Annotated in this window: 26 protein-coding genes, 1 pseudogene and 1 riboswitch; of the genes and pseudogenes, 5 read left to right on the forward strand and 22 right to left on the reverse strand. The window is 68.7% G+C overall.

Annotated features, from left to right (window positions below; translation table 11 throughout):
• Positions 1 to 1,455: xanthine dehydrogenase family protein molybdopterin-binding subunit (locus tag IEY79_RS36435; RefSeq protein WP_189111954.1), on the forward strand; the 1,455-nt coding region annotated here is incomplete at its 5' end.
• Between the two features lie 505 nt (positions 1,456 to 1,960).
• Here IEY79_RS36435 and IEY79_RS36440 read toward each other — a convergent pair.
• The 6 genes from IEY79_RS36440 to nhaA all read right to left on the reverse strand — a co-directional run bounded on the left by IEY79_RS36440 (position 1,961) and on the right by nhaA (position 7,262).
• On the reverse strand, positions 1,961 to 3,388 hold the full coding sequence (locus IEY79_RS36440) for a hypothetical protein (RefSeq protein ID WP_189111955.1): 1,428 nt from the start codon (positions 3,386 to 3,388) through the stop codon (positions 1,961 to 1,963).
• Positions 3,389 to 3,665: 277 nt separating this feature from the next.
• Positions 3,666 to 3,890 (reverse strand): hypothetical protein, encoded by a 225-nt coding sequence (locus tag IEY79_RS36445; protein ID WP_189111956.1) that lies wholly within the window; start codon positions 3,888 to 3,890, stop codon positions 3,666 to 3,668.
• Positions 3,887 to 4,171: a hypothetical protein gene (locus IEY79_RS36450; protein ID WP_189111957.1), complete on the reverse strand. Its 285-nt coding sequence runs from the start codon at positions 4,169 to 4,171 to the stop codon at positions 3,887 to 3,889. The genes IEY79_RS36445 and IEY79_RS36450 overlap by 4 nt, the downstream gene beginning before the upstream one ends.
• A gap of 69 nt (positions 4,172 to 4,240) precedes the next feature.
• A riboswitch (cobalamin riboswitch) is annotated at positions 4,241 to 4,313 on the reverse strand.
• Positions 4,314 to 4,554: 241 nt separating this feature from the next.
• Positions 4,555 to 5,106, reverse strand: coding sequence for an acyl-CoA dehydrogenase family protein (locus IEY79_RS36455; RefSeq protein ID WP_189111958.1), 552 nt, complete (start codon positions 5,104 to 5,106; stop codon positions 4,555 to 4,557).
• A 348-nt stretch (positions 5,107 to 5,454) separates the two neighbouring features.
• A complete protein-coding gene (locus tag IEY79_RS36460; protein ID WP_189111959.1) occupies positions 5,455 to 5,949 on the reverse strand; it encodes an STAS domain-containing protein in 495 nt (164 codons plus the stop codon).
• Positions 5,946 to 7,262 (reverse strand): Na+/H+ antiporter NhaA, encoded by a 1,317-nt coding sequence (nhaA, locus tag IEY79_RS36465; protein ID WP_189111960.1) that lies wholly within the window; start codon positions 7,260 to 7,262, stop codon positions 5,946 to 5,948. The genes IEY79_RS36460 and nhaA overlap by 4 nt, the downstream gene beginning before the upstream one ends.
• 341 nt (positions 7,263 to 7,603) lie before the next feature.
• On the opposite strand from nhaA, the gene IEY79_RS36470 reads away from it, so the two are divergent.
• A complete protein-coding gene (locus tag IEY79_RS36470) occupies positions 7,604 to 8,356 on the forward strand; it encodes an alpha/beta fold hydrolase (protein ID WP_189111961.1) in 753 nt (250 codons plus the stop codon).
• An 81-nt stretch (positions 8,357 to 8,437) separates the two neighbouring features.
• Here IEY79_RS36470 and IEY79_RS36475 read toward each other — a convergent pair whose 3' ends face one another.
• From IEY79_RS36475 to IEY79_RS36550, 16 genes and pseudogenes are all read right to left on the reverse strand, one after another.
• Positions 8,438 to 9,973: an alanine/glycine:cation symporter family protein gene (locus IEY79_RS36475; protein ID WP_189111962.1), complete on the reverse strand. Its 1,536-nt coding sequence runs from the start codon at positions 9,971 to 9,973 to the stop codon at positions 8,438 to 8,440.
• 543 nt (positions 9,974 to 10,516) lie between these two features.
• Positions 10,517 to 11,321, reverse strand: a pseudogene (locus IEY79_RS36480) (SPDY domain-containing protein).
• Positions 11,322 to 11,993: 672 nt separating this feature from the next.
• Positions 11,994 to 12,164: a hypothetical protein gene (locus IEY79_RS36485; RefSeq protein ID WP_189111979.1), complete on the reverse strand. Its 171-nt coding sequence runs from the start codon at positions 12,162 to 12,164 to the stop codon at positions 11,994 to 11,996.
• 195 nt (positions 12,165 to 12,359) lie between these two features.
• On the reverse strand, positions 12,360 to 12,965 hold the full coding sequence (locus IEY79_RS36490; RefSeq protein ID WP_229701435.1) for an AAA family ATPase: 606 nt from the start codon (positions 12,963 to 12,965) through the stop codon (positions 12,360 to 12,362).
• The gene (locus IEY79_RS36495) at positions 12,962 to 13,564 is read right to left on the reverse strand and encodes a 3'-5' exonuclease (RefSeq protein ID WP_189111964.1); all 603 of its coding nucleotides are present in this window, start codon (positions 13,562 to 13,564) and stop codon (positions 12,962 to 12,964) included. The genes IEY79_RS36490 and IEY79_RS36495 overlap by 4 nt, the downstream gene beginning before the upstream one ends.
• Positions 13,561 to 14,739 (reverse strand): radical SAM protein, encoded by a 1,179-nt coding sequence (locus IEY79_RS36500; RefSeq protein ID WP_189111965.1) that lies wholly within the window; start codon positions 14,737 to 14,739, stop codon positions 13,561 to 13,563. The genes IEY79_RS36495 and IEY79_RS36500 overlap by 4 nt, the downstream gene beginning before the upstream one ends.
• Entirely contained in the window at positions 14,736 to 15,347 is a 612-nt protein-coding gene (locus IEY79_RS36505; RefSeq protein ID WP_189111966.1) for a nucleoside-diphosphate kinase, read from the reverse strand. The genes IEY79_RS36500 and IEY79_RS36505 overlap by 4 nt, the downstream gene beginning before the upstream one ends.
• The gene (locus tag IEY79_RS36510; RefSeq protein ID WP_229701436.1) at positions 15,344 to 16,366 is read right to left on the reverse strand and encodes a thymidylate synthase; all 1,023 of its coding nucleotides are present in this window, start codon (positions 16,364 to 16,366) and stop codon (positions 15,344 to 15,346) included. Before IEY79_RS36510 ends, IEY79_RS36505 begins: the two co-directional genes overlap by 4 nt.
• Before the next feature lie 33 nt (positions 16,367 to 16,399).
• Positions 16,400 to 16,579 (reverse strand): hypothetical protein, encoded by a 180-nt coding sequence (locus IEY79_RS36515; RefSeq protein ID WP_189111968.1) that lies wholly within the window; start codon positions 16,577 to 16,579, stop codon positions 16,400 to 16,402.
• A gap of 255 nt (positions 16,580 to 16,834) precedes the next feature.
• Entirely contained in the window at positions 16,835 to 17,017 is a 183-nt protein-coding gene (locus tag IEY79_RS36520; protein ID WP_189111969.1) for a hypothetical protein, read from the reverse strand.
• A gap of 26 nt (positions 17,018 to 17,043) precedes the next feature.
• On the reverse strand, positions 17,044 to 17,448 hold the full coding sequence (locus IEY79_RS36525; RefSeq protein WP_189111970.1) for a hypothetical protein: 405 nt from the start codon (positions 17,446 to 17,448) through the stop codon (positions 17,044 to 17,046).
• Positions 17,449 to 18,175: 727 nt separating this feature from the next.
• Positions 18,176 to 18,397, reverse strand: a complete 222-nt coding sequence (locus IEY79_RS36530) for a DUF5999 family protein (RefSeq protein ID WP_189111971.1) — start codon at positions 18,395 to 18,397, stop codon at positions 18,176 to 18,178.
• Between the two features lie 17 nt (positions 18,398 to 18,414).
• Entirely contained in the window at positions 18,415 to 18,777 is a 363-nt protein-coding gene (locus tag IEY79_RS36535; RefSeq protein ID WP_229701437.1) for a hypothetical protein, read from the reverse strand.
• Complete coding sequence (locus IEY79_RS36540) at positions 18,774 to 19,250, reverse strand: DUF6415 family natural product biosynthesis protein (protein ID WP_189111972.1); 477 nt, start codon at positions 19,248 to 19,250, stop codon at positions 18,774 to 18,776. Before IEY79_RS36540 ends, IEY79_RS36535 begins: the two co-directional genes overlap by 4 nt.
• Positions 19,247 to 19,687: an ATP-binding protein gene (locus IEY79_RS36545; RefSeq protein WP_229701438.1), complete on the reverse strand. Its 441-nt coding sequence runs from the start codon at positions 19,685 to 19,687 to the stop codon at positions 19,247 to 19,249. The genes IEY79_RS36540 and IEY79_RS36545 overlap by 4 nt, the downstream gene beginning before the upstream one ends.
• On the reverse strand, positions 19,674 to 20,153 hold the full coding sequence (locus IEY79_RS36550) for a recombinase family protein (protein ID WP_189111973.1): 480 nt from the start codon (positions 20,151 to 20,153) through the stop codon (positions 19,674 to 19,676). Before IEY79_RS36550 ends, IEY79_RS36545 begins: the two co-directional genes overlap by 14 nt.
• Positions 20,154 to 20,433: 280 nt before the next feature.
• Here IEY79_RS36550 and IEY79_RS36555 point away from each other — a divergent pair, with 280 nt between their 5' ends.
• The 3 genes from IEY79_RS36555 to IEY79_RS36565 all read left to right on the forward strand — a co-directional run bounded on the left by IEY79_RS36555 (position 20,434) and on the right by IEY79_RS36565 (position 23,118).
• Positions 20,434 to 21,783: a hypothetical protein gene (locus IEY79_RS36555; RefSeq protein WP_229701439.1), complete on the forward strand. Its 1,350-nt coding sequence runs from the start codon at positions 20,434 to 20,436 to the stop codon at positions 21,781 to 21,783.
• A gap of 25 nt (positions 21,784 to 21,808) precedes the next feature.
• On the forward strand, positions 21,809 to 22,363 hold the full coding sequence (locus IEY79_RS36560; protein ID WP_189111974.1) for a GNAT family N-acetyltransferase: 555 nt from the start codon (positions 21,809 to 21,811) through the stop codon (positions 22,361 to 22,363).
• Between the two features lie 176 nt (positions 22,364 to 22,539).
• Positions 22,540 to 23,118 carry an HD domain-containing protein gene (locus tag IEY79_RS36565; RefSeq protein WP_189111975.1) on the forward strand — a complete coding sequence of 193 codons (579 nt, stop codon included), beginning with the start codon at positions 22,540 to 22,542 and terminating at the stop codon, positions 23,116 to 23,118.
• Positions 23,119 to 23,639 lie beyond the last annotated feature (521 nt).

Below are 23,639 nucleotides of genomic sequence, written 5' to 3' on the forward strand. Positions count from 1 at the left end.
CTCGGACTACCGCCGGAGAACGTCAGGGTCATCTCCCCGCACGTCGGCGGCGCTTTCGGCTCGAAGACGTTCCCTCAGTTTTACGCCGTCCTGCCCGCGCTGGCCGCGAAGGTTGTTGGCCGCCCGGTCAAGCTCGCGCTCGCCCGTCAGCAGATGTTCTTCATGACCGGATACCGGGCCCCCAGCCGGCACCGCTTGCAACTGGGCGCCGACCGGGACGGACGGCTCACCGCGATCGCCCACGACTCCGTGCAGCAGACCGCCCGTAGCAAGAAATACGCCGAGCAGATCGCCGTGTGCTCGCGCACGATGTGGGCCGCGCCGCACCGGCGCACCACGCACCGGCTCCTGCCGCTCGACTTCTCCGTGCCGACCATCATGCGAGGCCCCGGCGAGACGCAGGGCATGTTCGCCCTGGAGTCCGCGATGGACGAGATGGCGATCGAACTCGGCATGGACCCGGTGGAGTTCCGGATCCTCAACGAGCCGCAGGCGCACCCCGAATCCGGCAAGCCGTTCTCCAGCCGCCGCGTCGTGGAGTGCCTGCGCGAGGGGGCCCGGATCGTGGACTGGGACTACCGCGACCCCGAGCCGAGGTCCCGGCGGGAGAACGGCTGGCTCATCGGCACCGGGGTGGCAGCCGGATTGCACATGGCACCCCAGCTGCCGGGCAACGCCACTCGGATCCAGGCCACCCCCGACGGCCGATACACCGTGTCGATCGCAGCCGCCGACATCGGCACCGGAACCTGGACCGCCCTCACCCAGATCGCGGCCGACGGTCTCGAAGCCGACATCGAAGCGGTGACGATGCGGATCGGCGACACCGACGCGCCGTCGGCCTCGGCCGCCGGCTTCTCTTCGGGAATCAGCAGCTGGGGCGCGTCCATCGTCGCGGCGACGCGGGAGGCGCGACGACTCCTCGAACAGGAGCACCGTGGCACGATCCCGGAACAGGGACTGGACATCACGGTGGACTCGCCCGCCAACCCTTATGCCTCACGGTACGAGATGTACTCCTTCGCGGCCCACTTCGCGGAGGTACGGATTCACGAGGAAACCGGGACGGTCCGCGTCCCCCGCATGGTCGGCGTCTTCGACGCGGGCCGCATCGTGAACCCCAAGACTGCCAGGTCGCAACTCATCGGCGGCATGACCCAGGGCATCTCGATGGCCCTGCACGAAGCAGGCGTGGTCGACAACCGGATCGGCCAGATCGTCAACCACGACCTGGCCAGCTACCACTTCGCCGCGAACGCCGACATCGGCTCCGTCGAAGCCCACTGGATCGACTCGGTCGACCCCTATACCAACCCGCTCGGCACCAAGGGACTCGGAGAGGTCTGCGTAGTCGGCGCGGCCGCCGCCATCGCCAACGCGGTCTACCACGCAACAGGCGTACGCGTCCGCGACCTGCCCATCACCCTGGACAAGTTCCTCCCCCAGGAGCTGTGACATGTCCGTCCCGGCGTGCAGGAAGACGCAACGCTGGTCAACTGTATTACCCGGTAAGGATGGGGACGCGGTTGGCGAGTGGGTTGGTGCGCGGTGTCCGCCCCTCTTCGTGAACGGCTCCAGTTCCGGCCCCTTCCGGGTGTTGAGATCCGCAGCCGCCGGCAGGGATCAAGTGCTGGACACCGGCGGCTGTACCGCTGGTCCCGAGGGCCGGTGAGGACGGGGCGAGTTGCTGCTGAAGTTCTCGCCCGACCTCAACCCGACCTCCTGGGCGCCTTCGTCTCGCCTGCCGCGGAGGCGAGACGTCGGCGTTCGAGATCTCCTTCGCCTTCGACACCGAGATCGCCGCGTTTAAGCAGGACGGTGTGATGCTCGGCGCCATCGTCCGGGGGGCGTCTTCAGCAGGGCCACCCGCGAACTCGCCGTCACCGGCCTTGTTCATCACGATCGGGCAACCGCCCGCCCAGCGAACTCTTGCGTACCCAGCACGACCTGGAAGCCTCCGCTACCTCAAGGTCGCGCCCGGGCTGAAGCGGGGCAGGATGCCGTGGGTGATGATCTGCCAGATCACGCCGTGGCGGGCGGCCCACTGGGCCGCGTCACGCTTGTCCAGATCGGCCCGCAGTGCTTCGGCCAGGGCCAGCAGCATCGGCAGATGCCGCTCCAGGACCAGCGCGTTCGGACACCGCAGGCAGGTCAGGGACGACTCCCGGCAGCGCCCGCCGTGTTCCGGGTGGTGGTCGATGTCCAGACAGGAGCTGGCGAGCGTGACCAGGTCACCTGTCTCCGCCCGCCGGCGGACCTGGTCATCCACCGGCGCGACTGCACCCGCGGGCCACAGAACAATGTCGCGGGCGCTCTCCTCCGCCTCGGTGATCGCTTCGGTGAGGACCTCGGCCGCCCACTCGGCGACGAACGGATCTCCGCGCAGGTAGTGCGCGAACGACGTCTGCGCGGTTTTGGTCAGCCGCAACGAGGGCAGATGACCGCCCGTCTGTTTGGCCGTGCGGACCTCGACGGTCTTCTTCATCCGCGTCAGCCGCATCTGCAACGGACCTCCCTCGTCGTCGACGAGGTGGTGGCCGGCCGCCCACGACCCGAGCCCCAGCTTGCGTGCGAGCTCCGCGTCGAACGGCCCGATGTGCCCGGCGGTGCTCGCGTTCGCGGCGGCGCCACGCCCGTTGCCGGCCCAGATCGACCACAGGGACGACGTGCCGGAGAACGCCCTGCTCCGCTCCATCATCCGGTGCAGCAGCAGGTAGAAACTGCCGGTCGCCCGTAGCCGGCGCGCCGGGTCGGGGGCGACGCTCCAGTGCACCGTGGTACAGGAGTTGGCCTTTCCCCGGCGCCGCTTCGTCAGCGTCACCACGACCGCCTTCTCCTCCAGCACGCGGTGTTCGGCCGGTAGCTCTTTGATCGTCTCCGGGTTCCGGCCGCTCAGCCCGGCCGCATAGACCATCAGAGGGGCGAGGTCCCTGTCCACCACGAACAGTTGCCCGGCCTGCGCGTAACCGGCCGCCGGATACTCGCCCACAAGGAGGCCGCTGTAGTCCACCTGGGCCCGCCCGGTCCGGGCCATGGTCTCCAGCCGTCGCGCGCGCTCGCGCTCCGTCGTCTCCAGGAGCTCCGGGTCCTCGCGGGAAAGGGCAAGCAGCCTCTCTCCGGCCGAGATCCGGTCGCGAATCGCGACGACATCGGACCGCGCCGCCGCCATGATGGCCGCGAACTCCCGGTCGGAGTACCCCGGCGGGCTGGTCTCCTGAGCGTCGATCCCGTGCCCTCGCTGCCCCATGAACTCGTGCAGCGTGCGCTCCAGGCGATCCTGGCCGGGAACATCGCGCAGCAGCAGAAGGACGTCCTGCACGCTCTTACGCGCCGTCTTGGGACCCACCGTCTCCAAACGGACCATCCGGTAGCGCTCGACATGCCGCACCCGCGGCTCCTCCAGCCTCCGCGAGCCGCTCCAGCACACGGAGGAACCTGCGGATCGTCTGCCAGTGACCGGTCGCGGCCCGCTGAGTGCGCCGTCCCCCGGCCGGGCCGATCCCCCTGTAGCGGCAGCTCGCAAAACCGGAAGTCACGCTCACGCCCGTCCTCCCCGACAAACCGCACCACCGGACTGCCGCCGTCCTGCGGCAGAGCAACGGTGGGCGGCGGCTCGTAGCCCCCCCCAGGGACCGCGGCACCGCGCCCCCGCTCAGGCCGGTCACTCACGCTGCCACCGCCCCGGCCTCGGACCAGTCCTCCGGACTGAACCCGGCCGGCTCCCACGCCCCCTCGGGCACCAGCTCCAGCCGCGTACGCATCTCCAGCTCCTGAAGCGTGTGCAGGTAAAGGGCCGTCGTAGTCGCCGAACGGTGCCCCAACCGGATCCGCACCCAGTTCAGCGGATCCCCGAACACCCGCTGATACGTCGGCCGCTGCGCACCGTTCATCTCACCCAGCGCCTGGAGGTGCCCCCGCCACAGCAGCTCCAGTGTGATGACCGCGTGGTCACCTTGACGGCGGTGTTCGTCGAGGCCGCGCTGTGCGGCTGCTGCTGTGCGACGGCGGGGGCGGAGGTGAGACCGAGGCCGAGTACGGCGACGGGAACGAGGGTGCGGCGGGCGGCCTTCAGGTACACGGAGGTGCCTTCCTGGTACGGGACGGTCTGCCGCCCGCGCCGCCGCCGGCCGCCCGCTGTCCCGTCCGTCCGCGCGACGCGCGGCGGGGGCAAGCAGTTCGGTGTGCTGCGGGCTTCGCGCTGTAGGCCATGACAGTGGGAAGCAGTTCACGTCGCGCACCCGGGTTCCCCGACTCGCGGCCCGGACGGGCCGCACACGGTTGCAGGTCAGCGCCGGATTCCCACCGGCTTCCCCCAGGCACGCACGTATTCGGTTGTCGCTTCGAACACTCCGAAGCACCCTCATGCTACGGCCGGTTGACGGGTTGCCACCAGATATCGACGACATGCGTTACCGGGCGTTCAAAGTGCCGGAGGCGCCTCTCCGCCGGGGTTTCGGTCGATGAGATCCAGAGCGGCGGACTGGCCGCTCTCGGCCGGGCACCCCACTGCGCGTAACTTGCCGTCGGTGAGCCCTCCGCACGGCCCCGCCAGCCTCAGCTGTACGCCGTTATCGGTGGGACCTCGCCGGTGAGGAGGGAGGTGCCGAGTTCCTGGGCCTTGTATACGAGGGGGTCGTGCAGGGTGAGGGTGCGGGCGTCGCGCCAGAACCGGTCGAGGCCGGAGGATCGTGTCGTCGCCCGGGCGCCGGTGAGTTCGAAGATACGGCTGGTCGCCTCGGTCGCTGTACGGGAGGACATCACCTTCGCGGCTGAGATCGTCAGCGCGGCACGGCCGCGTTCGGCCGAGGTCAGGGCGAGACCTCGGGCGTCGGCGTCCGCGAAGGCGCGGGTCGCGTCGTCGGCCAGGAGGCGTGTCGCGCGGAGTGTCGCGTCGAGCTCCCCGTACCCGGCGAGGATGTGCGGGTCGTCGACGGTTAGCCCGCTCGCCGGCCAGGGGCGCGAGCGCTCGCGCGTGTACTGGGCGGCCTCGGCGAGCGCGCCCTCGACGATGCCGACGAGGACCTGAGCATGGCCGGCTCGTCGTCCACGACGAGAAGCCGGCTGCCACTGGCGGATGTTGCGTTCGGTGCGCTCATGGACAGGCATCCTGACACCTCGCCCTGACCGGCGTCCCGCCTGTACCTGACTGGGCTGCGGCCCTGACCGCGACTCTGGTTCCCGGCATGGTGGCCGGGGCGGTCGGACGCCATCGTCACCGTCAGCATGATGGCCGTGCGCATCGGCGACCTGTTTCCCTGCGGCCCTATGGGATTCGTGTTCGTCGCGGGTGAGTCGGCGCCCGGTGGCCGCTATGTCCGGCAGCAGCCGGGCATAGCGGTCGAGGTGCCCCTCGGATGATTCCTGCGCACCCACGTGTTCCTCCGCCCCGGTGTTGTCCGTCGCGCGCAGCGTGACGCCCTCAGATCCAGCGGCCCGTCGTGATGCTCGCGCGGTTCACGGGAGAGGTGAGCCGTTGTATTCGACGAATCGGTCGAGGCCGACGCTGTGCAGCATGGTGCGCACCGGTTGGCTGGCATGGCTGACGATGACCCGCACGTCTGCCCGGCGGGCCGCGGAGACGGTGTCGAACAGTGCCGGGGTGCCGGTGCGGCTGACGTGATCGACTCGGGACATGTCGATCTCCAGAACCGCGGTGTCCGGGCCCAGCGCCTCCTTCATGTCGCGGGCGTAGCGCTCGGCGTTGACGGCGTCGATCTCGCCGTACAGCCGGACACGCACCCGTCTCCCGCCGGGAACCGGGACGGAGGACTGTGTGCTGCGCATCTTCGGCCAGATACCTGTCAGGGCCAGACGCAGCGCGGCGGCAGCTGCGATCAGGAGCACGATCTTCAGCCAGACGGGTTCAGGCCACACTCCGGCGCCGACGGCCACGGCCGCGACCAGCAGCCAGGCACCGGCTACGGGCAGACGGCCGCTACGCCACCTCATGTCGTACCGTCCGGTTCGCGCTGGTAGATGTCGGGGATACCGTCCAGGTCGTCGTCACGGTTCTCCTCCTCGCACAGCCGTCGGTAGATGCGGTCGCGCCGCTTGACCAGCAGCACTGCGAAAAGGGCGGCGATCAGGGAGCCGACCAGGACGGCGGTCTTGGCATGCCCGGCTTGTGCGGGGTCGGGGAAGGCGAGTTCCCCGATCAGCAGCGACACGGTGAACCCGATCCCTGCCAGCGCGGCGAGCGCGAATACATCCGCCCAGGCGAGGTCGGGGTTGAGGCGGGCCCGGGTAAAGCGCACGGCGAGGTACGTGCCGGCGAAGATCCCCACGATCTTGCCGACGACCAGGCCCACGATGACGCCCAGCGGCTCGGGCCGGGTGAACACCTCCCCCATCGAGGAGACCGACACGCTGACCCCGGCGGCGAACAGGGCGAACAAGGGGACTGCGACGCCGGCGGAGAAGGGGCGCAGCAGGTGCTCGGTGCGTGCCCCTGGTGAGGTCGGCTCCTGCTCGTGGCCCCCGGTGCCGTCGTCGGGGGTGGCGCGCAGGATGAGTCCCATCGCCACTCCAGCCACGGTCGCGTGGACGCCGCCGTTGTACATCAGCGCCCAGATGGCTATGCCCAGGGGGACGTACCACCACCAGCCGCGCACCCGCAGGCGTTGCAGTACGTAGAACAGGACCAGCCCGGCCGCCGACCCGCCCAGCGCGAGCAGGTTGAGGTCGCTGGTGAAGAAGACCGCGATGACGAGGATCGCGCCGAGATCGTCGACCACGGCCAGCGTGAGCAGGAACGCCCGCATCGCGGACGGCAGATGGGTACTGAGGACGGCCAGGACCGCCAGTGCGAACGCGATGTCCGTCGCCATCGGCACCGCCCAGCCGGACAGGGAGCCGCCCCCCGCGGAGGCGACCGCGACGTACAGAGCGGCGGGTACCGCCATCCCGCACACCGCTGCCACCACCGGCAGTGCCGCCGCGGCGGGTGTACGCAGTTCACCGGCCACCAGCTCACGCTTCAGCTCGATGCCCGCCACGAGGAAGAACACGGTGAGCAGCCCGTCCGCCGTCCAGTGCCCCACTGAAAGGTCCAGGCCCAGCGCGCCGATTCCGAAGTGCGCCTCGCGCACCGACATGTAGCTCTCGCTCCATGGGGAGTTCGCCCACAGGAGCGCGGCCAGCGCCGCCGTCAGAAGCACCATGCCGCCGACCGTCTCGGTCCGCAGCGCTTGGGCCACTGCCTTCCGCTCGCGCCAAGGCAGCACTCCGAGAAACGGTGAACCCTCATCAGGGGTACGGCGCATTCGGGAGACCTCCGGAGTCGGCCAGCGAGCGGACACAGTTCTCCCGTGTCGCCGACCAGACTTCCCGGCACTCCAGCGCATCTCTTGACGCGTTACTGACACGCTATCCGCACCCGCTGATCCGTGCACCCCGTGCAGTCGGCCCAGTGACGGTGGTGGAGCGAGCCGTGGATCCGTACCGTCAAGAAGCCGTCTGGGACGATGACACGGTGGCCTCCCTATACCGCAGTGCCGAAGCCCATCAAGAAATCCGCGACTGGTGCACGACCCGCATCAGTCAGTGGCCGGCCGTGCACCGCACGGCGGAGATCAGCACCCGAGCCGGCCCGACCCACCTCGTAGTGGCGAACGAAGACGCCCAACGGCCCTCCGGCGCCCCGGCGGTGGTCCTGTTACCCGGCACGAACTTCAACGCCGCGACCAGTCTCGTCCTGGCGACCGAACTCGCCCGGCACTGGACCACCTACCTCCTCGACGTGCCCGGACAGCCCGGCCTCAGCTCCCCGAACCGGCCGTCCCGACACCGTCTCCCCTTCTACGGGCAGTGGCTGGGCGACATCCTGGACCAGGCCGTGGGCCGGCCCGCCATTCTGGTCGGGCACTCACTCGGCGGCGGTATCGCCCTGGCCTGCGACTCCCCGCTGGTCCGTGGCAGAGTCCTGATATCCCCCGCCGGCCTGGCACGGCTTTCAGTCGACAGGCGCGTCCTGTCGGCAACCCTGCCCTGGCTGTTGCGCCCCACCGACAACCGCTCCACGCGCCTGCTGCGGATGATGTCGGGGCCGCACAGCACGCCGGGAGCGGAACTCGCCGCATGGATGACCCTGGTCGCCAGAAACTGCCGCTCCAGCCTTGCCCCCGCACCACTGCCGCCCCATGCCGTCGCACAGGCCAGGAACACGGTCAACCTCGTCGCCACCGGAGAGCACGACATCTTCCTCCCGCCCGCACGCCTGCGCATCCCCACCACCCGCGGCCTTCACACCCGTGTGCACGTCCTGCCCGGCACCGGACACCTGGCAACGGACGAGGCCCCCCAGCGCATCAGCACCCTGGTGGCCGAAGCCGTCCGCCGCGGCACAACCGGCCGGTAGGAGCCACGGCGGCTCCTGGAGAACAGACAAGGCGCGGCCGGCACCCTGCCAGGGGCCGACCGCGCCGGAAGACGGTGAGGGTCAGGATTCGGAGACGGCCGGCGTCTTCGCTTCGTCCCTGTCCGGCTCCGCACCGCTGTCGTGCCGGCGTACGTAGGCCAGGAACGTCTCCAGTTCCTTCTTCACGACCGGGGCGAGGAAGTACAGACCAATGATGTTGATGACGGCCAGCGTGAACAGCACGGCGTCGGCCATGTCGATCAGGGTCTGCAGGGTGAGCAGCGAGCCGGCGACGGCGAACAGGGTGTAGATCACCTTGTACGTGATCTCACTGGTCCTGCTGCGGCCGAAGAGGTACGACCACGCCTTGAGGCCGTAGTAGCCCCAGGTCAGGACCGTAGAGATCGCGAAGAGCATCACCGCGACGGTGAGGATGTACGGGAACCAGGGCAGCACGGTCTCGAAGGCGTCGGAGGTGATCGTCACGCCGCCGATCTCCTCGCCGGTGCGGGCCTCGGCCCAGCTCGCGGGGTTGGCGATCACGATCGTGAGGGCCGTCATGGTGCAGATGATCACGGTGTCGATGAACGGCTCCAGCAGGGCGACCAGGCCCTCGCTGGCGGGGTGCTTCGTCTTGACGGCCGAGTGGGCGATCGGCGCGGACCCCAGACCGGCCTCGTTGGAGAACGCGGCACGCTTGAAACCGATGATGAGCGCGCCAAGCACGCCGCCCGCGACTCCCTCGGGGTTGAAGGCACCCTCGACGATGGTGGCGACGGCGGAGGGCACCTCACCGACATGGACGAGGATGACGACGAGGCAGGCGGCGATGTAGATGCCGGCCATGGCGGGGACCAGTCGGCTGGTGACCGAGGCGATCGAGCGGATACCGCCGAGCAGGACGATTCCGACGAGCGCCGCCACTAGTACGCCGAAGAACAGGGCGCCCGCCGAGGAACCCATGGCGCCGTCCTCGCCGCCGGTGACCGACACCAGCTGCGCGTAGCTCTGGTTGACCTGGAACAGGTTGCCGCCGAAGAGGCCGAAGAAGAGGATCATCGCCGAGGCGAGAACCGCGAGGACCTTGCCGAACCGCGCGCCGCGGCTGCCGAACCGTTCCGCGAAGCCCTTGGGCAGGTAGTGCATGGGCCCGCCGGAGACAGTGCCGTCGGCGTGCACCTCCCGGTACTTCACGCCGAGGGTGACCTCGACGAACTTGCTGGCCATGCCGAGCAGCCCGCAGAGGATCATCCAGAACGTCGCCCCGGGACCGCCGATGCTGACCGCGACCGCGACGCCGGCTATGTTCCCCAGCCCCACGGTGCCGGAGACGGCCGCCGTCAGCGCCTGGAAGTGGTTCACCTCACCGGCCGCCGACTTGTCGTCGTACTTACCTCGCACCACATTGACGGCGAGCCGGAACCGGCGGAACTGTACGAACCCGAACCAGCCGGTGAAGACGAGACCCGCGATCACCAGCCAGGCAACGATCAACGGCAGATCCGTGCCCCCGACGGGAACCGCGTAGAACACGACCTCCCCGAGCCAGGAGGCGATCGGTTCGAAGAAACCGCTGACGGAGTCGTCGACCGACTCGGTGAATGAATCAAGAGACATCTGGCTACCTCGGGAGCGCAGGCCGGCGCGGAAGGGCACGCCGGGTGGGGGCAGGCAAGGGGGAGACAGCCATGTCCGGGACCGTCAAGGGTGAGTCCGGTCCGCGGACCCGGACCGGACTCACCCTGTGATACGTACCGGTGCGCACCGGTGAAACCGCCGCCGGAAAGTGAACTTCCGGGAAACGGATTTGTGCAGTCCTACCATGCTCTTTGCTCGCTCTTTGGTGACGAGCGTCACAAGGCCGGGCCTAATTACGGTGCCCACGGGCCCACTGAGCGTGATCGTTACAGGGATCTGAGCCTCAGTTGAGAGAAGGGCCGTGCTCGCGCGCGGACGGGTCTGGGTCCCGCCGGATCGGCCGACGGCGACAGGGCGCTGGGCACTCCTCGTCGGGGCGGATGCCGAACGCCTTCGAGCGTGAACGTGCCTAGCCTGGTGGGCAGTTCAGTCCAAGCTGACGAGGGGCGACTCCCAAGTGTGAGGCTGGCGGAGGAGAACGGCTGGCACCGGTCCCCTCGTCCCTCGTTGGGCGCCCGCCCCTCAATCAGCGGGGGCGCGTAGGAGCCGGTCCTTGGTGCTTTCGGGCAGCACGTGGCGTAGGACCGGCGCGGTGGAGCTGAGAGAGGCGGCGAAGGCCGCGACGAGGTCGTGCGGCACGCTCGCCGAGAAAGACGCTGCCCACAAGTACGGTGCGCCGAGCGCGGGTTCGGCCCACGCCTGCCACCCGGTCGCACCTGCTTCGTCCTCCGCGACGGTGAGCGCACGCGGGTCACCGTCCTGGATGAGGGGCGGCACCTCACCGAGGCCGAGGCACGTGGTGAACATCGGGTCCGTCGCTCCGGCACGGGGGTGGTCGATGTCCCGGAGCCAGCCGTGCTCGGTGACGGCGTCGAGGACCAGCTCGGGGCCGCCGAGCGTAATGGCGGGCTGGTCGAGCGCGTCGAGTGCGACGAGGAAGTCGGCCACGGCTTCCCCGGGAACGTCCGGAGTGAAGTAGGCCGACCACTCCGCAAGCGCGCAGCCGGTGTCCGTACGGGCGGAGATCTGCCAGGCGACCGGAAGATCTCCCAGGAGAAACGGCTCGTCCGCCAGGACCCACTGGGCCCAGCGCAACGTGGCTGATGTGCAGGACGGTACTGCGTAGAACTTGGCGGTCCTGTGGCGCCTCGTCCGGCTCCTGCCGTCCTCGGACGACCGTCAGGCTCGCCCAGCCGAGGCTGTTGAGCGTGTCGGCCACCGTTTCGTAGAGCTTTCCGTCGTCACCGGCCAGATACCGGGGACCGACCCAGAACGCGGCCAAGTCGCCCGGCGGGGTGGGCGGTTCGAGCGGGAACTCGGGGTGCAGGGGGCGCCTCCAGGGCTAGGTGTACGGACGTAGATGACGCCGGCGGCGCAGCGCGCCAATGACGGCCCAGTCGCCCGACTCGGGATCTCCTGCCGCAGATGGCCGAGTCGGATCTCACGTGCGAGGCATGCCGCAGCACCATGTGCCTGGCTCCAGGGACGGACCTCCCTGTTCAGAATCTGAACGGGAGGTGTGCTCAGTGGCTGAGCGCGGCGACCGTTCAGATTCTGAACGTGTTTGTGGAGATCACCGCCACCCATTTCCGATTGGCGCGCAAGTGGACGGTGGCGCATTTCCCTCGTGCCTATTGAGGCTCTCTACCGTTCACTCAGTGAACGGCCACACCGTTCACTCGGTGTTCCGAGACGGAACGCCCTTCGTGTTCCGAAACGGAACGGGATGGCTGCAGAGTTCAACGGCCAGGGACATCCGGAACTATGGTCACGAGCAACCACCCCTCCAACTTGGGAGTTTGAGGGAAGGTCGTCTACGTTGACATGCTTCTGAAACCGTTGGCCAGTCGTTCCGCAGCTTTCCCGTCTGCCCCCGGCGAACTTGTGCGGCGCCGCAGCCGGTCGGGCTCCTCCCTGCCCCCAGTGACCCGCCCGTTCTTCGTCGCTTCCAAAAGAGGGACGAGCGCCAGCGCTTCGGCGTGGTGGCCGGATCGCGCGCCTACGCTCCGTACGTCCGGGCGAACATCGACGTGACCGGGTTCTCATCCACGACGACACCACGGCGGTTGTACGAACTCACCAGCGCTTCCAGGCGCCGCACGCAGGGCGCGCAGCAGAAGAACGGGGCGTCGCCGGCTTCCGCGCTCTGTACGGGGCCGAGCCACAGCACGGGCACTCCATCGTCCTCGCAGCGCCAGCACAGGCCGCGGTTCCACGTCCGGTCCACCTTCGCCTACCGCGTCAAGATGCCGACGCACAACACGGCCATCAGACCGGCGAGCATCGCCACGTACAGGACCTGGCGGGTTCGGTCACTCACTGCCCGTCTCCTTCGGAAGCGGCCACCTTGCCGGCGTCGGAGCGCTCACGCTGTCGTCTGGTTGAGGCAGAGCTGGAGCGCGTGCTCGACGGCACGGGCCTGGTTGTCGGGGTCGCTGGTGACGCGCTGGTGCGGGATCTCGTCTTCGGCGAGGAGCGCGTGCGTGTGGTGATCGACCAGGGCGCGGTACCGGGCGTCGTAGTCGTGCTTGTTCTCGACCGGCAGTGTCTCGTCGAGGACCGTGGCCAGAAGCACGTCGTACTTCGGCGCCTGAGTGGAAGCCAGGAGCCGCAACCGCTCACGCTCCGGCGGGTCAGGGGTCTCCTGGCGCCACTGCTCGGCGGCGTGGAAGTAAGCGAGGGCGTCCCAGACTGCCCGGTCGGCGAGGACGACCTGGATCGGTTCGGGGTTGGGGCGGGTGGCCGCGATCTCGTCGGCGATGCCCTGGGCGATGACCCACTCGGTGGAGGCAGCCGTGTGGTGCTGCATCTTCGGCAGGCCGGCGAATGCGGCTCGTTTCCCGAGGCGGCCGGTACGGGCCACGGGGATTCCGTGACCGCGCAGCTCCATCTCGATGCGCCTGAGCAGAGTGGTCTTGCCGGTGGAATGGGTGCCCATGACGCCGATCCGGATGGGCTGAGGGGTGGTCACCACAGGGTGGGGTCCTTATCTGGTTCCGGGGCTCCAGGCAGGCCGGGCGGCACGGCCGCGGCGACGAGCTGGTCCCAGGTGTCGTAGTGGTCGGCCATGAGGATCAGGAGCTGGGCCGTGGCGTAGGCGTCGAACGTCGCGCGGTGCCGGTGTGCGGGCGCCGCGGTCAGGTCCGGCCGCAGATGTTCGATCAGGGCATCAAGGGAGTACCTGGGCAGGCCGGGACGGGTGGCCTTGGCGAGGCGGAGTGTGTCCAAAACTCCGGCCGGCCGCCACGTCGGGAGGTGCGCGGACAGCACCCGGTGGTCCACATGTGCGTTGTGCGCGCAGATCCACGAGGTGCCCATGAGCGAGTGGACCTGGTCGGCGATCTCCTCCCACCCCGGCTCGTTTTCCAGGCGCTCGTTCGTCAGGCCATGGACGCGGGCGGCGAACGGGGTCACGGGGCGCCGGGGTTTGGTCAGCCACGCACCCGCCGTGCCGGTGTCCGGCTGTCCCTCGCGTACGGGGAGGGCGGCGACCTCCACGAGGTCGGGCGGGTTGGCGCCGTTGCCCTCGACGTCGACCACGAGCAGCGGGGGCCAGGAGGAGAAGTTCATGCGGGGGTGGGTCCGTTCTCCGCCGTCCAGCCGATGGGGGCCCGGCCGTGCCGGCGGTGGTGATGGGGTTTGGTGCGGTCGTGGCACTGGTAGCCGAAGCCGTGCTGGAGGAAGTAGCGCGGCGGCTCGTCCAGTCCTTCCACGACGATGGCACGGTCGTTGACCTCCACCACACCCGTCGCACCGAGTGCTCGGGCTTCGGCCGTGACAATGACCGGATCCGGCTTGACCCAGGCCGCCTGGCATCGTGCGATCTGGTCCTCGGGGCAGATGTCGCACAACTCCCGGACACCGAAGTGACCGTTGTAGTCGGCCTCTCCGTGCGCGTACGCGACCCCGCAGCTCGTCTTGCGGAACAACGCCCCCCACGTGCCGTCCTGTTGGAAGGCGTCGAGGATCCGCTGCTCGGCGACCTCGGGCATGATCTTCCGCCGCGCCGTCTCGTCATAAGGGATCGGCAGCCCGTGCGCCTTGTAGTAGGAGGCGATCTCCTCGCGGAAGAACAGTCCGGTGAAGACGGTCGCGTGCGCGTGCCGGGACAACTCCCGTGCCCGTTCGATGTCGGCCGTGGAGTCGTTGAGGCCGGGCACGATCGGACGCCAGTACAGGACGGTGCGGTAGCGCTCGGCGTGCTCGTACAGGGTGCGCAGGCTGCGCGCGGCGATGGTCGAGTCGACGGGTTCGATCGCGGGGTTGGCGATGTTGGAGTGGGTGACGAGGACGGTCAGGCGCAGGTGGGTGAAGCTGTTGAGGATCGCGCAGTCCTCGGGCGTCACGCGCCACCGGGTGATGATCAGTACGTGGTTGGTCAGGCCCTGTTCGTCCAGTGCCCGCAGCACGTTGAACACGTGCGGCTTGACGATGGGGAGCATGGGGTCCGTGGCCCGGTTCAGGAGCTGGACGGGCGTCTTGTGCGGCCGGAAGTACGGGTGTCCGACGAGGCGGGCGACGGCCTCCTCGTCCGACATCAGGCGCCGTGGGACCTTCATCTCGAAGTTGTCGAAGAGGTGCCGGACGCAGTACCCGCACTCCAGCGGGCAGCCGACGATCCAGTTCAGCGACAGCCCCGACTTGCGGTACTCGATCACATCGGCGAGTTCCGGCTTGAGTCCGCCGATCTTCTCGGTGGACAGGATGGGCAGAGCACGGCGTAACGGGGCATCAGGAGTGGTCATGTGGACCTCCAGTCGGGGGTGTGACGGAGCGGGTGCTCGGCTGCCGCACGCTGGTGGGGCGGGCGGTGGTCCGGCGGGGTGAGCAGCCCCCGGCGGCGGGCGCCGTACCAGGTCCCGAAGTCCCGGCGCGCGGCGTCGGGGTCGTCCGAGGTGTGCACGAGGTTGTTCACCAGCCGGCCGCCGGCGAGCGCCTCCTCCAGGCTGTCGCGGCCCAGGTCCCCGCGGATGGTGCCCCTGGCGGCCTGCGTGGGGTCGAAATGACCGAGCAGGTCCCTCACCCTGCCGTGGATACCGGCATCACCGTGGGCGAGGGCGACGGTCACCGGCTTGTCCGCGTACAGGGCATCGAGCGCGGCGGGGATGTCGCGGCCGGTGAACCAGTCGGCGTCCACCAGCAGGTCCCAGTAGTGCACGTGTGCCTGCCATGCCCTCGCGGTCAGGTCGAGCCTGCCGAGGACAGTGACGCCGCACGCGGCGATCCGCTCAAAGACCTGGTCCGTGAGGCCGGTCTCCGCGCAGTCCGGCTTGCAGAGAATCACCGTCCACCGGTCCCAGTCGACGCCGTCGACCACACCGCCGCTCCACGACGGCCTCCGGGGCGACGTCATGACCGCGCTCCCGTATCTGGCATGCGCTTGGGCCAGCGGTGACCCACCAGCCAACGAAACCCGGGGTCCAGGGCGGCTAGCACGCTCTCGTCGACCGGGTCCGCCGGGCAGTGGCGGATCTGCCGGTGCACCTCGAACAGCAGCAGCACCTGCTGCCAGTACGGGTCGAAGCCCAGGGTCACGATCTCCACCGGCGTCAACCGGCCCTGCCCCGTACGCAGCCGCTCCTCGTGCACGAGCAGGTCGGCCACGGTCGAGGACGACGTACCGGTCGGCATCTTCGGGAACGGGAACCGTCGCCGCGGCGTGCGCAGCTCGGCCTCCGTGATCACGCGCCTGATACGTGGGACATCCCGCTCGCCGACGTGAGCCGAGCCGATGTGATGGGTGTAGGTGCCCAGTTCGAGACCGAGCTGTACGGCGGCGAACTCCTGGATCATCGTGAAGGAGAACGTGTCGGACAGCAGCCCACGGTCGCAGTCGTTGGCCCGCATGTAGCAGACCATGTGCAGCTGGCCCTCCCGGACGAGAAGATGCAGCGCGACCACGCAGGACATGTCGGGGTTGTCGACCACGGCCAGCTCATCGGCCGTGAAGATCGGCAGCAGGCCCCGCTTGCTGTCCTGCTCCGTACGCAGCAGCTCCAGGACCCGGTCGAACGGTGAGGTGTCGCCGGCCGTGGCCGGGTTGAACATGCGCGAGCCGTACGCGGAGCCGCCCATCGTCCGACCGTCACGCGAGAACTGCCGGACATGCGGCGCGTAGTACGCCAGCATCTCCACGTCGTTGCGGCCGGCGAGGTACCACAGGGCCTCGGCGAAGTGCCAGACCGGATTGACCTTCCGCTCGGCCAGATACGGAAGACGCGCACGCGGATCGGCGATCTGAAAGCTGAGCCCGATGCGCTCACGGGCGGCGTTCCCCCGTGGCGCGTTCCGGTACTCGGACCCATCCACGAGGTGGCCGAGCACATCCAGGTACGCGTGCTCAAAGTCCGGATAGACAGGCGGAGTTAACACTGGTTCCTCCTTCATGTGCGTGGTCGAGACTGTTCATCCACCGATCGCGGTGGCAGTGATGAGGGCGGGGACGAGTGCCATGACGCTGAGGTAGGTGTAGAGGCCGTGGACCAGCACGGGGTGGTCGCGGCGCATCGCCTCCAGCGCGGCAAAGCCGGTCTTGCCGCTGGACCGCGCGCGGAAGCCGAGGAGGGAGATCTCCAGGGGCGACACGCTGACTGGCCGGCCGGAGCCGAGGTGTTCGTCGGCGGCGATGAGCGAATCAATGAGGGAGTGCGGCTGGTAGTCCTTGCGGGCGGCGCCGCAATCGCGGGGGCATCGGAATGCAGACGTGGGTGCGTAGCTCTCTCAGATGGGATAGTCCCGCCAGCGGGCGGCGGGTGATCAGTCGGACGGTGCTCCAGGCCGCGGCGTTCTGCGCGGCGAACTGGTCGATACCGAGGGCGACGCCTGCGAGCGTCAACCGGATCACGGGTCCGACGAGATCCAGATCGGCGGGATGCGGGTCTCTTCGATAGGGAACGGGGGTTCCTCCTGCTCTGCACGGACAGGTTCGGCCGCAATCCTCCCGGCGAGCCGCAGGCCCTGCTCGACCGTCAGGTAGATGCTGAGCTCGTCCTGCTCATGCGCGCAGCCGGGCTCGGCCAGCACGCGAACACCCCGCCCCAGGGCCCCGGTCAACAGGAGCCGCATCCGGGCGGCCAGCTTGCGCATCCCGCCGGCCGGTGCAGCTTCAGACCCTCGCCGATGTCCCCGGCCCCCAGCAGCGCGCCCAGCCGGACAGCTGCTCCGAGGGCCTCTGAGTCACGGAGAGCCAGAACCATCGATCCCGAATCCGGGAGCGACAACTGCGGATGAAGCCGGTGCGGGGCGAGCGCGTCGCCCAGCCGCTCGCACACCGACTCCGCGTACATCAAGGGCCTCAACAGCCACTCCACCAACTGATCCACGGTCCGCTCGTCGCGCAGCGAGATCACCAGGTAGACGTCCCTGTAGTCGACGGTCGCGTCAATTCCCGCCGCCTCCAGCCACGCGGCGGCTGCTTCGGTCGTCAGGGCGAACGGCAGCCGTCTGCTGCCCATCAGCCGCAGCTCCAGAAACTCGCCTTCATCATCGCGACGCCGGCTCACGGCCCCCGTAACGCCGGCGGAGTCCACCGCGTCGGCGAGCACCCCCTCAATGAGGAGAGGTCGGATTCGTTGATTTCCACTGCGAGCTTCCTTTCAAGAGTGAACGGATGAGTGGAGCTCGCGCCCCGGCCGCGCGACGGGGTTTCAGCGCGGCCGGGGGCGGGAGTCTGGTCCGGCAGAGGCCCGTGGCGGGGCGCATAGGCGCCAGGCTCCGGGACGCCGAAGATCCGCTCGTACAAGGCGGACTCGGCGTCCGGGGTGGCGTTCTCGGCGAGCACCCCGAGGAGTACCGCGTGCCGGAGGCGGTCCCTGCGCCGACGACGCGGGGACAGCGCCCGCAACACCCCGACACGGGTCTCGTCGTACGCCACGACGACGAGATCCCGAGCGTGCGACGTCCGGCGCCGCCAGGCGCTCCCCTTCTTCACGTTCCGTCGTGCGCGCATCCTTGCTCCTGCCGGCTGGTGGTGGGTGCGACCCTGACCCGATTCGGTCGCCATGGGGGTGAGGCCCGTCCGGCTGCCGACCGTCCCCACCGATGGGGTCCAGCCGGACGGACCTCTGATCCGGCCCCGCCCGACCGCGCGATGCCCTTCCTGCACCAGCGCGGCGGACGAGGCCGGGGCCTATGGGGTACGCCGCCCCGCAGGGCCGGCGAGATGGGGGTGAGAGCGCCCGGTCATGCCGCGACCAATCCCTTCACCTGCGTCGAAGGGGGCGAAGGAAGAGGCCGGTGCGGGGCGATGACCTGCCCGTCGGGCAGCAGTTCACCGGTGTCCTCGAACAGCAGGACGCCGTTGCATAGCAGGCTCCACCCCTGCTCCGCGCGAACGGACAGCGTGTGCGCGGCCTCCCGGTCGGAGTCGACGGCCGCCGGGCACGGCGGCTGATGCATACACATAAGAGGTCCTTACGCGGCTAAGTAGCCAGCAGTGACGGTGTGATGGACGCGAGGCAGGGGTCCCTGAGCGGCAGGACGGAGACGACCCTCACCGTCCAGCTCCAGCAGCCCGCCTCGGTGGGCAGCGTGAACGCATACGGCCGGCCGCAGCGCAGCTCCTGCACCGCCAGCGCCACGGCCCGGTGATCACCGAGCCAGGCCCAGGCCGCGCCGAAGCTCTCCCGGCCCAGACCGGGCAGTGCCGCCCGGACCGATTCCCGCATCCAGTCGACGGCCAGGCCCGGATACGGAGCGGTGATACCGGTCGGCGCGATCCTGAAGCGCACCGGGCCCTGGTAGCCGCGGTGGCACCAGTACGTACGGGGCAACAGCTCCGTCATGGGCGCACCCCGCCCAGAGCGGCCGGCCCCGAACCGACGTGCCGTTCGTCGTCGCTCACCAGCTCCAGCACGTCCAGGACGGCCAGCGCCAAGAGCCGCAACTGCCCCCGTGCCGAACCCAGACCACCGGGCTCCGGATCGCCGAGCTGCCGCACGCGCCCCACCACACCGGCCAACTCATGAGCGGAACGGGCGGTGTTGCACTGCGTCGCGATGCTCACCAACTGCCCGAACATCTTCCGCAGCCGGGGAGCGAGCCTCTCCATCTCGTCCATCGACAGCGCCGTACCGGGGTCGAGAACCGCGTTCAGCACATCGTCGAGCTCCTCATCCTCGACGAACGACGTATGCAGCCGCGCGAGGAGGCGTCCGACGGAACACGAATCGACGGAGAAGCGGCCCGGACTGTCCAACTCGCCCTCGTGGCAGGCCGGCTGGTGGACGAGTGCGGTGGATGTGTCCGGTGCATTCATGCCTCTGCCTCCTTCGGAGTCGTACGGAATGCGATCCACACGCGCTTCCCACGGCGGCCGGGGGCGGCTTCGCTGCCCCACCGGTCGACCACGGCCGCGACAAGCTCAAGTCCGCGACCGGACTCGTCCCGCTCGCCCGCGCACCTGCGGCGCGGCCGGACCGGCGACGGGTCACCGACCTCGATCAGCAGCTCGTCGACCGTGCACCAGGCGGACACGGTGACCGTGTCGTCGCTGCTCCCACACCCGTGCTGAATGGCGTTCGCCACCAACTCGTCGGCGACCAGCAGAGCCATATCGACGAAGCCCTCCAGCCCCCAGGCGCCGAGCCGTTCACGGACCGCGGCCCGCACGAGACGCACCTGGGCGGCCTCGGCGGCGAACGCCATCTGGACGAACCGCGCCCCCGCCTCGGCCGGCGCCTCAGCCCCCGCCACGACGGAGCACCTCCCTGCGGGACCTCCTCGGCTCCAGCAGGAAATGCGCCGTGGCGCCGACCACCTCAAGCCGCCGGCGCACCTCCAGCTGGTGCCTGCGCTCCAGCTCTATCTGAGCCTCCTTGAGCACCAGCACCGCCTGCGCATCCCCCTGCGTCAGGAGCTTCATCACCAACTGCCACTGAGGCCGCTGCGTACTCCGCGCCGCCAACGGGCACAGGTCGTACAGCTCCGCGTGCACCACCCACCCCCGGTCCAGCGCACGGGTACGCAGCAACCGCAGCGTCGCGACCGGATCACCCAGCTCATGGCACGCGTAGAGCACCACCCGAGTGCCTGGCCGGCCCACGGGCTCACCGGACTGCGGTAAACCCGGCGCCCGGATCACACCGCGCGACGTCGCCCGCGCCAGGACAACCCCCTCGTCCACACCGGCACAGGCCAGGGCATCGTGCTCAGGCGTCACGGGGGATCCTCCGGCATCGTCGAAGACGGCAAGGCGATCTTGCTTTAAGTGTTCGGATGAGCACTCGCAGCGAGGAGTTTTAGAGCGTGGCAACCATGGCGGGCGCGGCTCTAGCCCCATTCCTTCCTCGGACCTCGGCGCGAGAGTGAGGAGATTTCTCGGCTTTTCCTCGGCATCACCTCGATGCCGCTAAGTACCTCCGGAAAGGGGCATGTTGAGGGTGGAGACGCTCTACCGTCGGTCACCGTGACGTGCTGGACGTACGGGATAGGGAGGCACGATGCGCACGCTATTCCGGCACCTGCTCGATGAGAGGGAGTGGCAGGACTACCGAGCCTTCCTGCCACGGTTCAAGCAGGCTGCCAAGGAGTTGTCCCAGCTCGAAGGGGACCCGTCGCTTGCGACCCTTGAACCGGCGCTCAAGACCTTTCAGGCTTGGTACTACGGGACCCGGCAGCCGCAGGTCGATCCGCGCCGGGTACTGGTCCACATGTTCGGGCTCAGTATCGACCGGCTATGGTCCGGCCCTCCTGACGAGCAGACGCCTGCCCTCGTATCACCGGCCGGCACTCCACACACCGAAACCCGTGCCGATATCGGCACGGGGCTGCGCGAGATGAGAAGGACGGGTGCAATGGCCGCACGCCGCGCGATGGAATTCGCCATGGGATCGGAACGAGACCAGGTAGGAGAAGAAACCCTCGGCTTCCTCAGCGACGAGGTGAAGCGAATCGCCGAGGCGTACCCGCGAGTTCCCCTGTCGGAGATCTGGGCGGACCTGGCTCAAGCCCAGGACGAGGCGTTCCGGCTGATGGAGAGCGGTCGTGCTCGCCCGTCGCAGACTCGCGACCTGCACTTCATGGCCACGGTGTTGTCCTTCCTCATGGCCAAGGGCTCGCACGACATGGGGGACGCGAGGACCGCCATGATGCAGGCACGGGCAGCCGGCTTCTGCGCGCGCCAGTCCGAGCACACGGGACTCGTCGCCTTGGTCGACGGGCTCCAGTCGTTCATCTCGTACTGGGCGAACAGGCCGGAGGACGCGCTGCACTACGCGCGGAAAGGCATGCACGAAAGTGCCACCCTGCGGGGAACGGTCTGTGTCTGGCTGCCGGGCCTCGAAGCGCGAGCGGCGGCCCTGCTCGGCGACGAGCAAACAGTGCGCTCGGCGAACGAGCGGGCGGAGACCTTGCGGGAGCAGGTCGTCCTCGACGATCTCGACTCCCTGGGAGGCTTGTTCACCTACCCGGAAGCCAAGCAGAGCTACTACACGGTCGAGTCGGCGGTGCTGCTCGGGCGCGGAGACGCGCAACTCGCCGTCCAGGCCGAGGAGACGGTCCGGCGATTCAGCAACCGCGAAGACCCTGGCTGGGCCTTCGGCGATCAGGCCGGGTCCCAGTGCAACCTGGCCCTCGTCCGCCTGTTCGCCGATGACCTCGACGGGGCGGCGGAGGCAATCCGCCCTGTTCTCGACCTGGCACCCAGCCACCGGAACAACGGCATCGTGGTCTCGGCCGAACGCGTACGGGACGCCCTCGTCCGCAGTGCCGGCCGCGACGCCACCGTGGCGCGGGACCTGAGCACCGAGATCGCCATGTTCCAGCCCGTGCGACCAGCACTTCTCCGCTAGGAGGCTACGAGTAATGTCACCTGGCATGTATCCGGTCAGTCGCCACCTCGAACGCCTGGAACTCCGCGAGTTCACCACCAACGACGCGGACGCCGTCTTCGCGATCTACGGAAGCCGTGAAGCGACGGAGCACCTGTCGTTCGAGCCGCGCTCTCGCGACGAGGTCGGCCAGATCCTCGAACGCTCCATCGCATCGGCTACCGCAGAGCCGCGCACCGAGTACGCCCTCGCCGTCGTCGAACGCGACGGCAGCGAACTAATCGGATTCGCACGCCTCGCAACCGACCCCCACCAACAGCGCGCCGCCACCATCGGCTTCGCGCTGCGCCCCGACCAGTGGGGCGTCGGCTACGGCGTAGAGACCGTGCGACTCCTCCTTGGCCTCGGATTCAACGACCTGAACCTCCACCGCATTTGGGGCGCACGCTCACCGCTTAATGCCGCCTCCGCGAAGACCATGCTCACCGCAGGGATGAGTGAGGACTACACGATCCGCGAACACATCCAGAAGAACGGTGTTTGGCGCGACTCCGTCGTACATACGATCCTCGAACGCGAGTGGCCAGAGGAACCTTCTTGATCAAGCCCACTCCATTCGTGAATGAGAAGTGCCAAGCCGGGCGAGGTGGGCGGAAGCCGAGGTGGACGTGTTCCTCCTCGATCGAGGCCCGATCTCCTCACAGCAAGGTAGAAACCGACGGCCGAGCATCATGCTTTAGGTGAGAACCGAACGTGACAGACCGGAGGGCACACCACATGGCCGATGACGCAGGGCAGGCGAAGGGCACCGCGGGCTTCCTGCTGGAGATGGGCATGCTCAAGCGTGCCAAGCGGAGTGGTTGGTGGATCGCCGGAGTCAGGGACCCCGAGACGATCGCTGAACACAGCTTCCGCGTCGCCCTCATCGGCTCGGTACTCGCCATGATGGAGGGCGCCGACCCGGCGAAGACGGCCCTCCTTGGCCTGTGGCACGACACGCAGGAGACCCGCGTCAGCGACATCCCTCACATCGGCCGCCGCTACCTGGACGCCGCCTCAAACGAGAAAGTCACCGCGGACCAGGTCTCCGCGGCCCACCCGGCGGTACGGGAGGGCGCCCAGCGCATCGTCGAGGAATACGAGAACGGCGACTCGCTCGAAGTGATCTGCGCCCACGACGCGGACAAGCTCGAATGTCTCATCCAAGGCGTCGAGTACCGGGAACAGGGCTACTCGAACGTCCAAGGCTGGATCGACAGCAGCCTGCAGAAGCTCAAGACCGCGTCTGCCCAAGAACTCGCCGAAGCCGCGTTGAACATGACATCGGTGGAATGGCAGAAGACCTACCTGCCCTGACGCACTCCCGCGAAAAGCGGCGCCCTATGCAGTATCGGATCCAGCGCCCACCCGCCACGTCGGCCAGCTCCTTCCCGATACCAGCACGCGCATGATCTTTATCGGAGGCTGCCAGTAGCCGGCCCAGGGGCCGATGACGACTCGTGATCACCAAAGTCTCCCGCTGTTGTCGCGGGTCGTCATCAGCCCACTTGGGTCTACAACCCGTCGGCGGGGCAGAGGAATCGGCTGGCGCTAGCCGGTCATGAAGGGCCCGCTACTCCCTCTTCACAGATCAGAAGAAGGGGCTGTTGAGGTGGCTGATCAGGCGTCGCGCCACGCCTGAAGAAATCGCTTGCGGTCGTCCTCAGTCTCGTACGTCCGACGGCCAGCAAGCAGGACATGCCAGGCAGACGTCTCGGCGTCCCGCAACCACAGCTTTCCGAGGTACTGACCCCCCGCTACGAAGGTGTCGCGGCCTAGGGCCTGTCCGCAAAGTCATGGGAGCCAGAGTTGTAGGCAGGCGAGGGTGACCATGGCTT

Source organism: Streptomyces camponoticapitis (assembly GCF_014646115.1).
Lineage (GTDB): Bacteria > Actinomycetota > Actinomycetes > Streptomycetales > Streptomycetaceae > Streptomyces > Streptomyces camponoticapitis.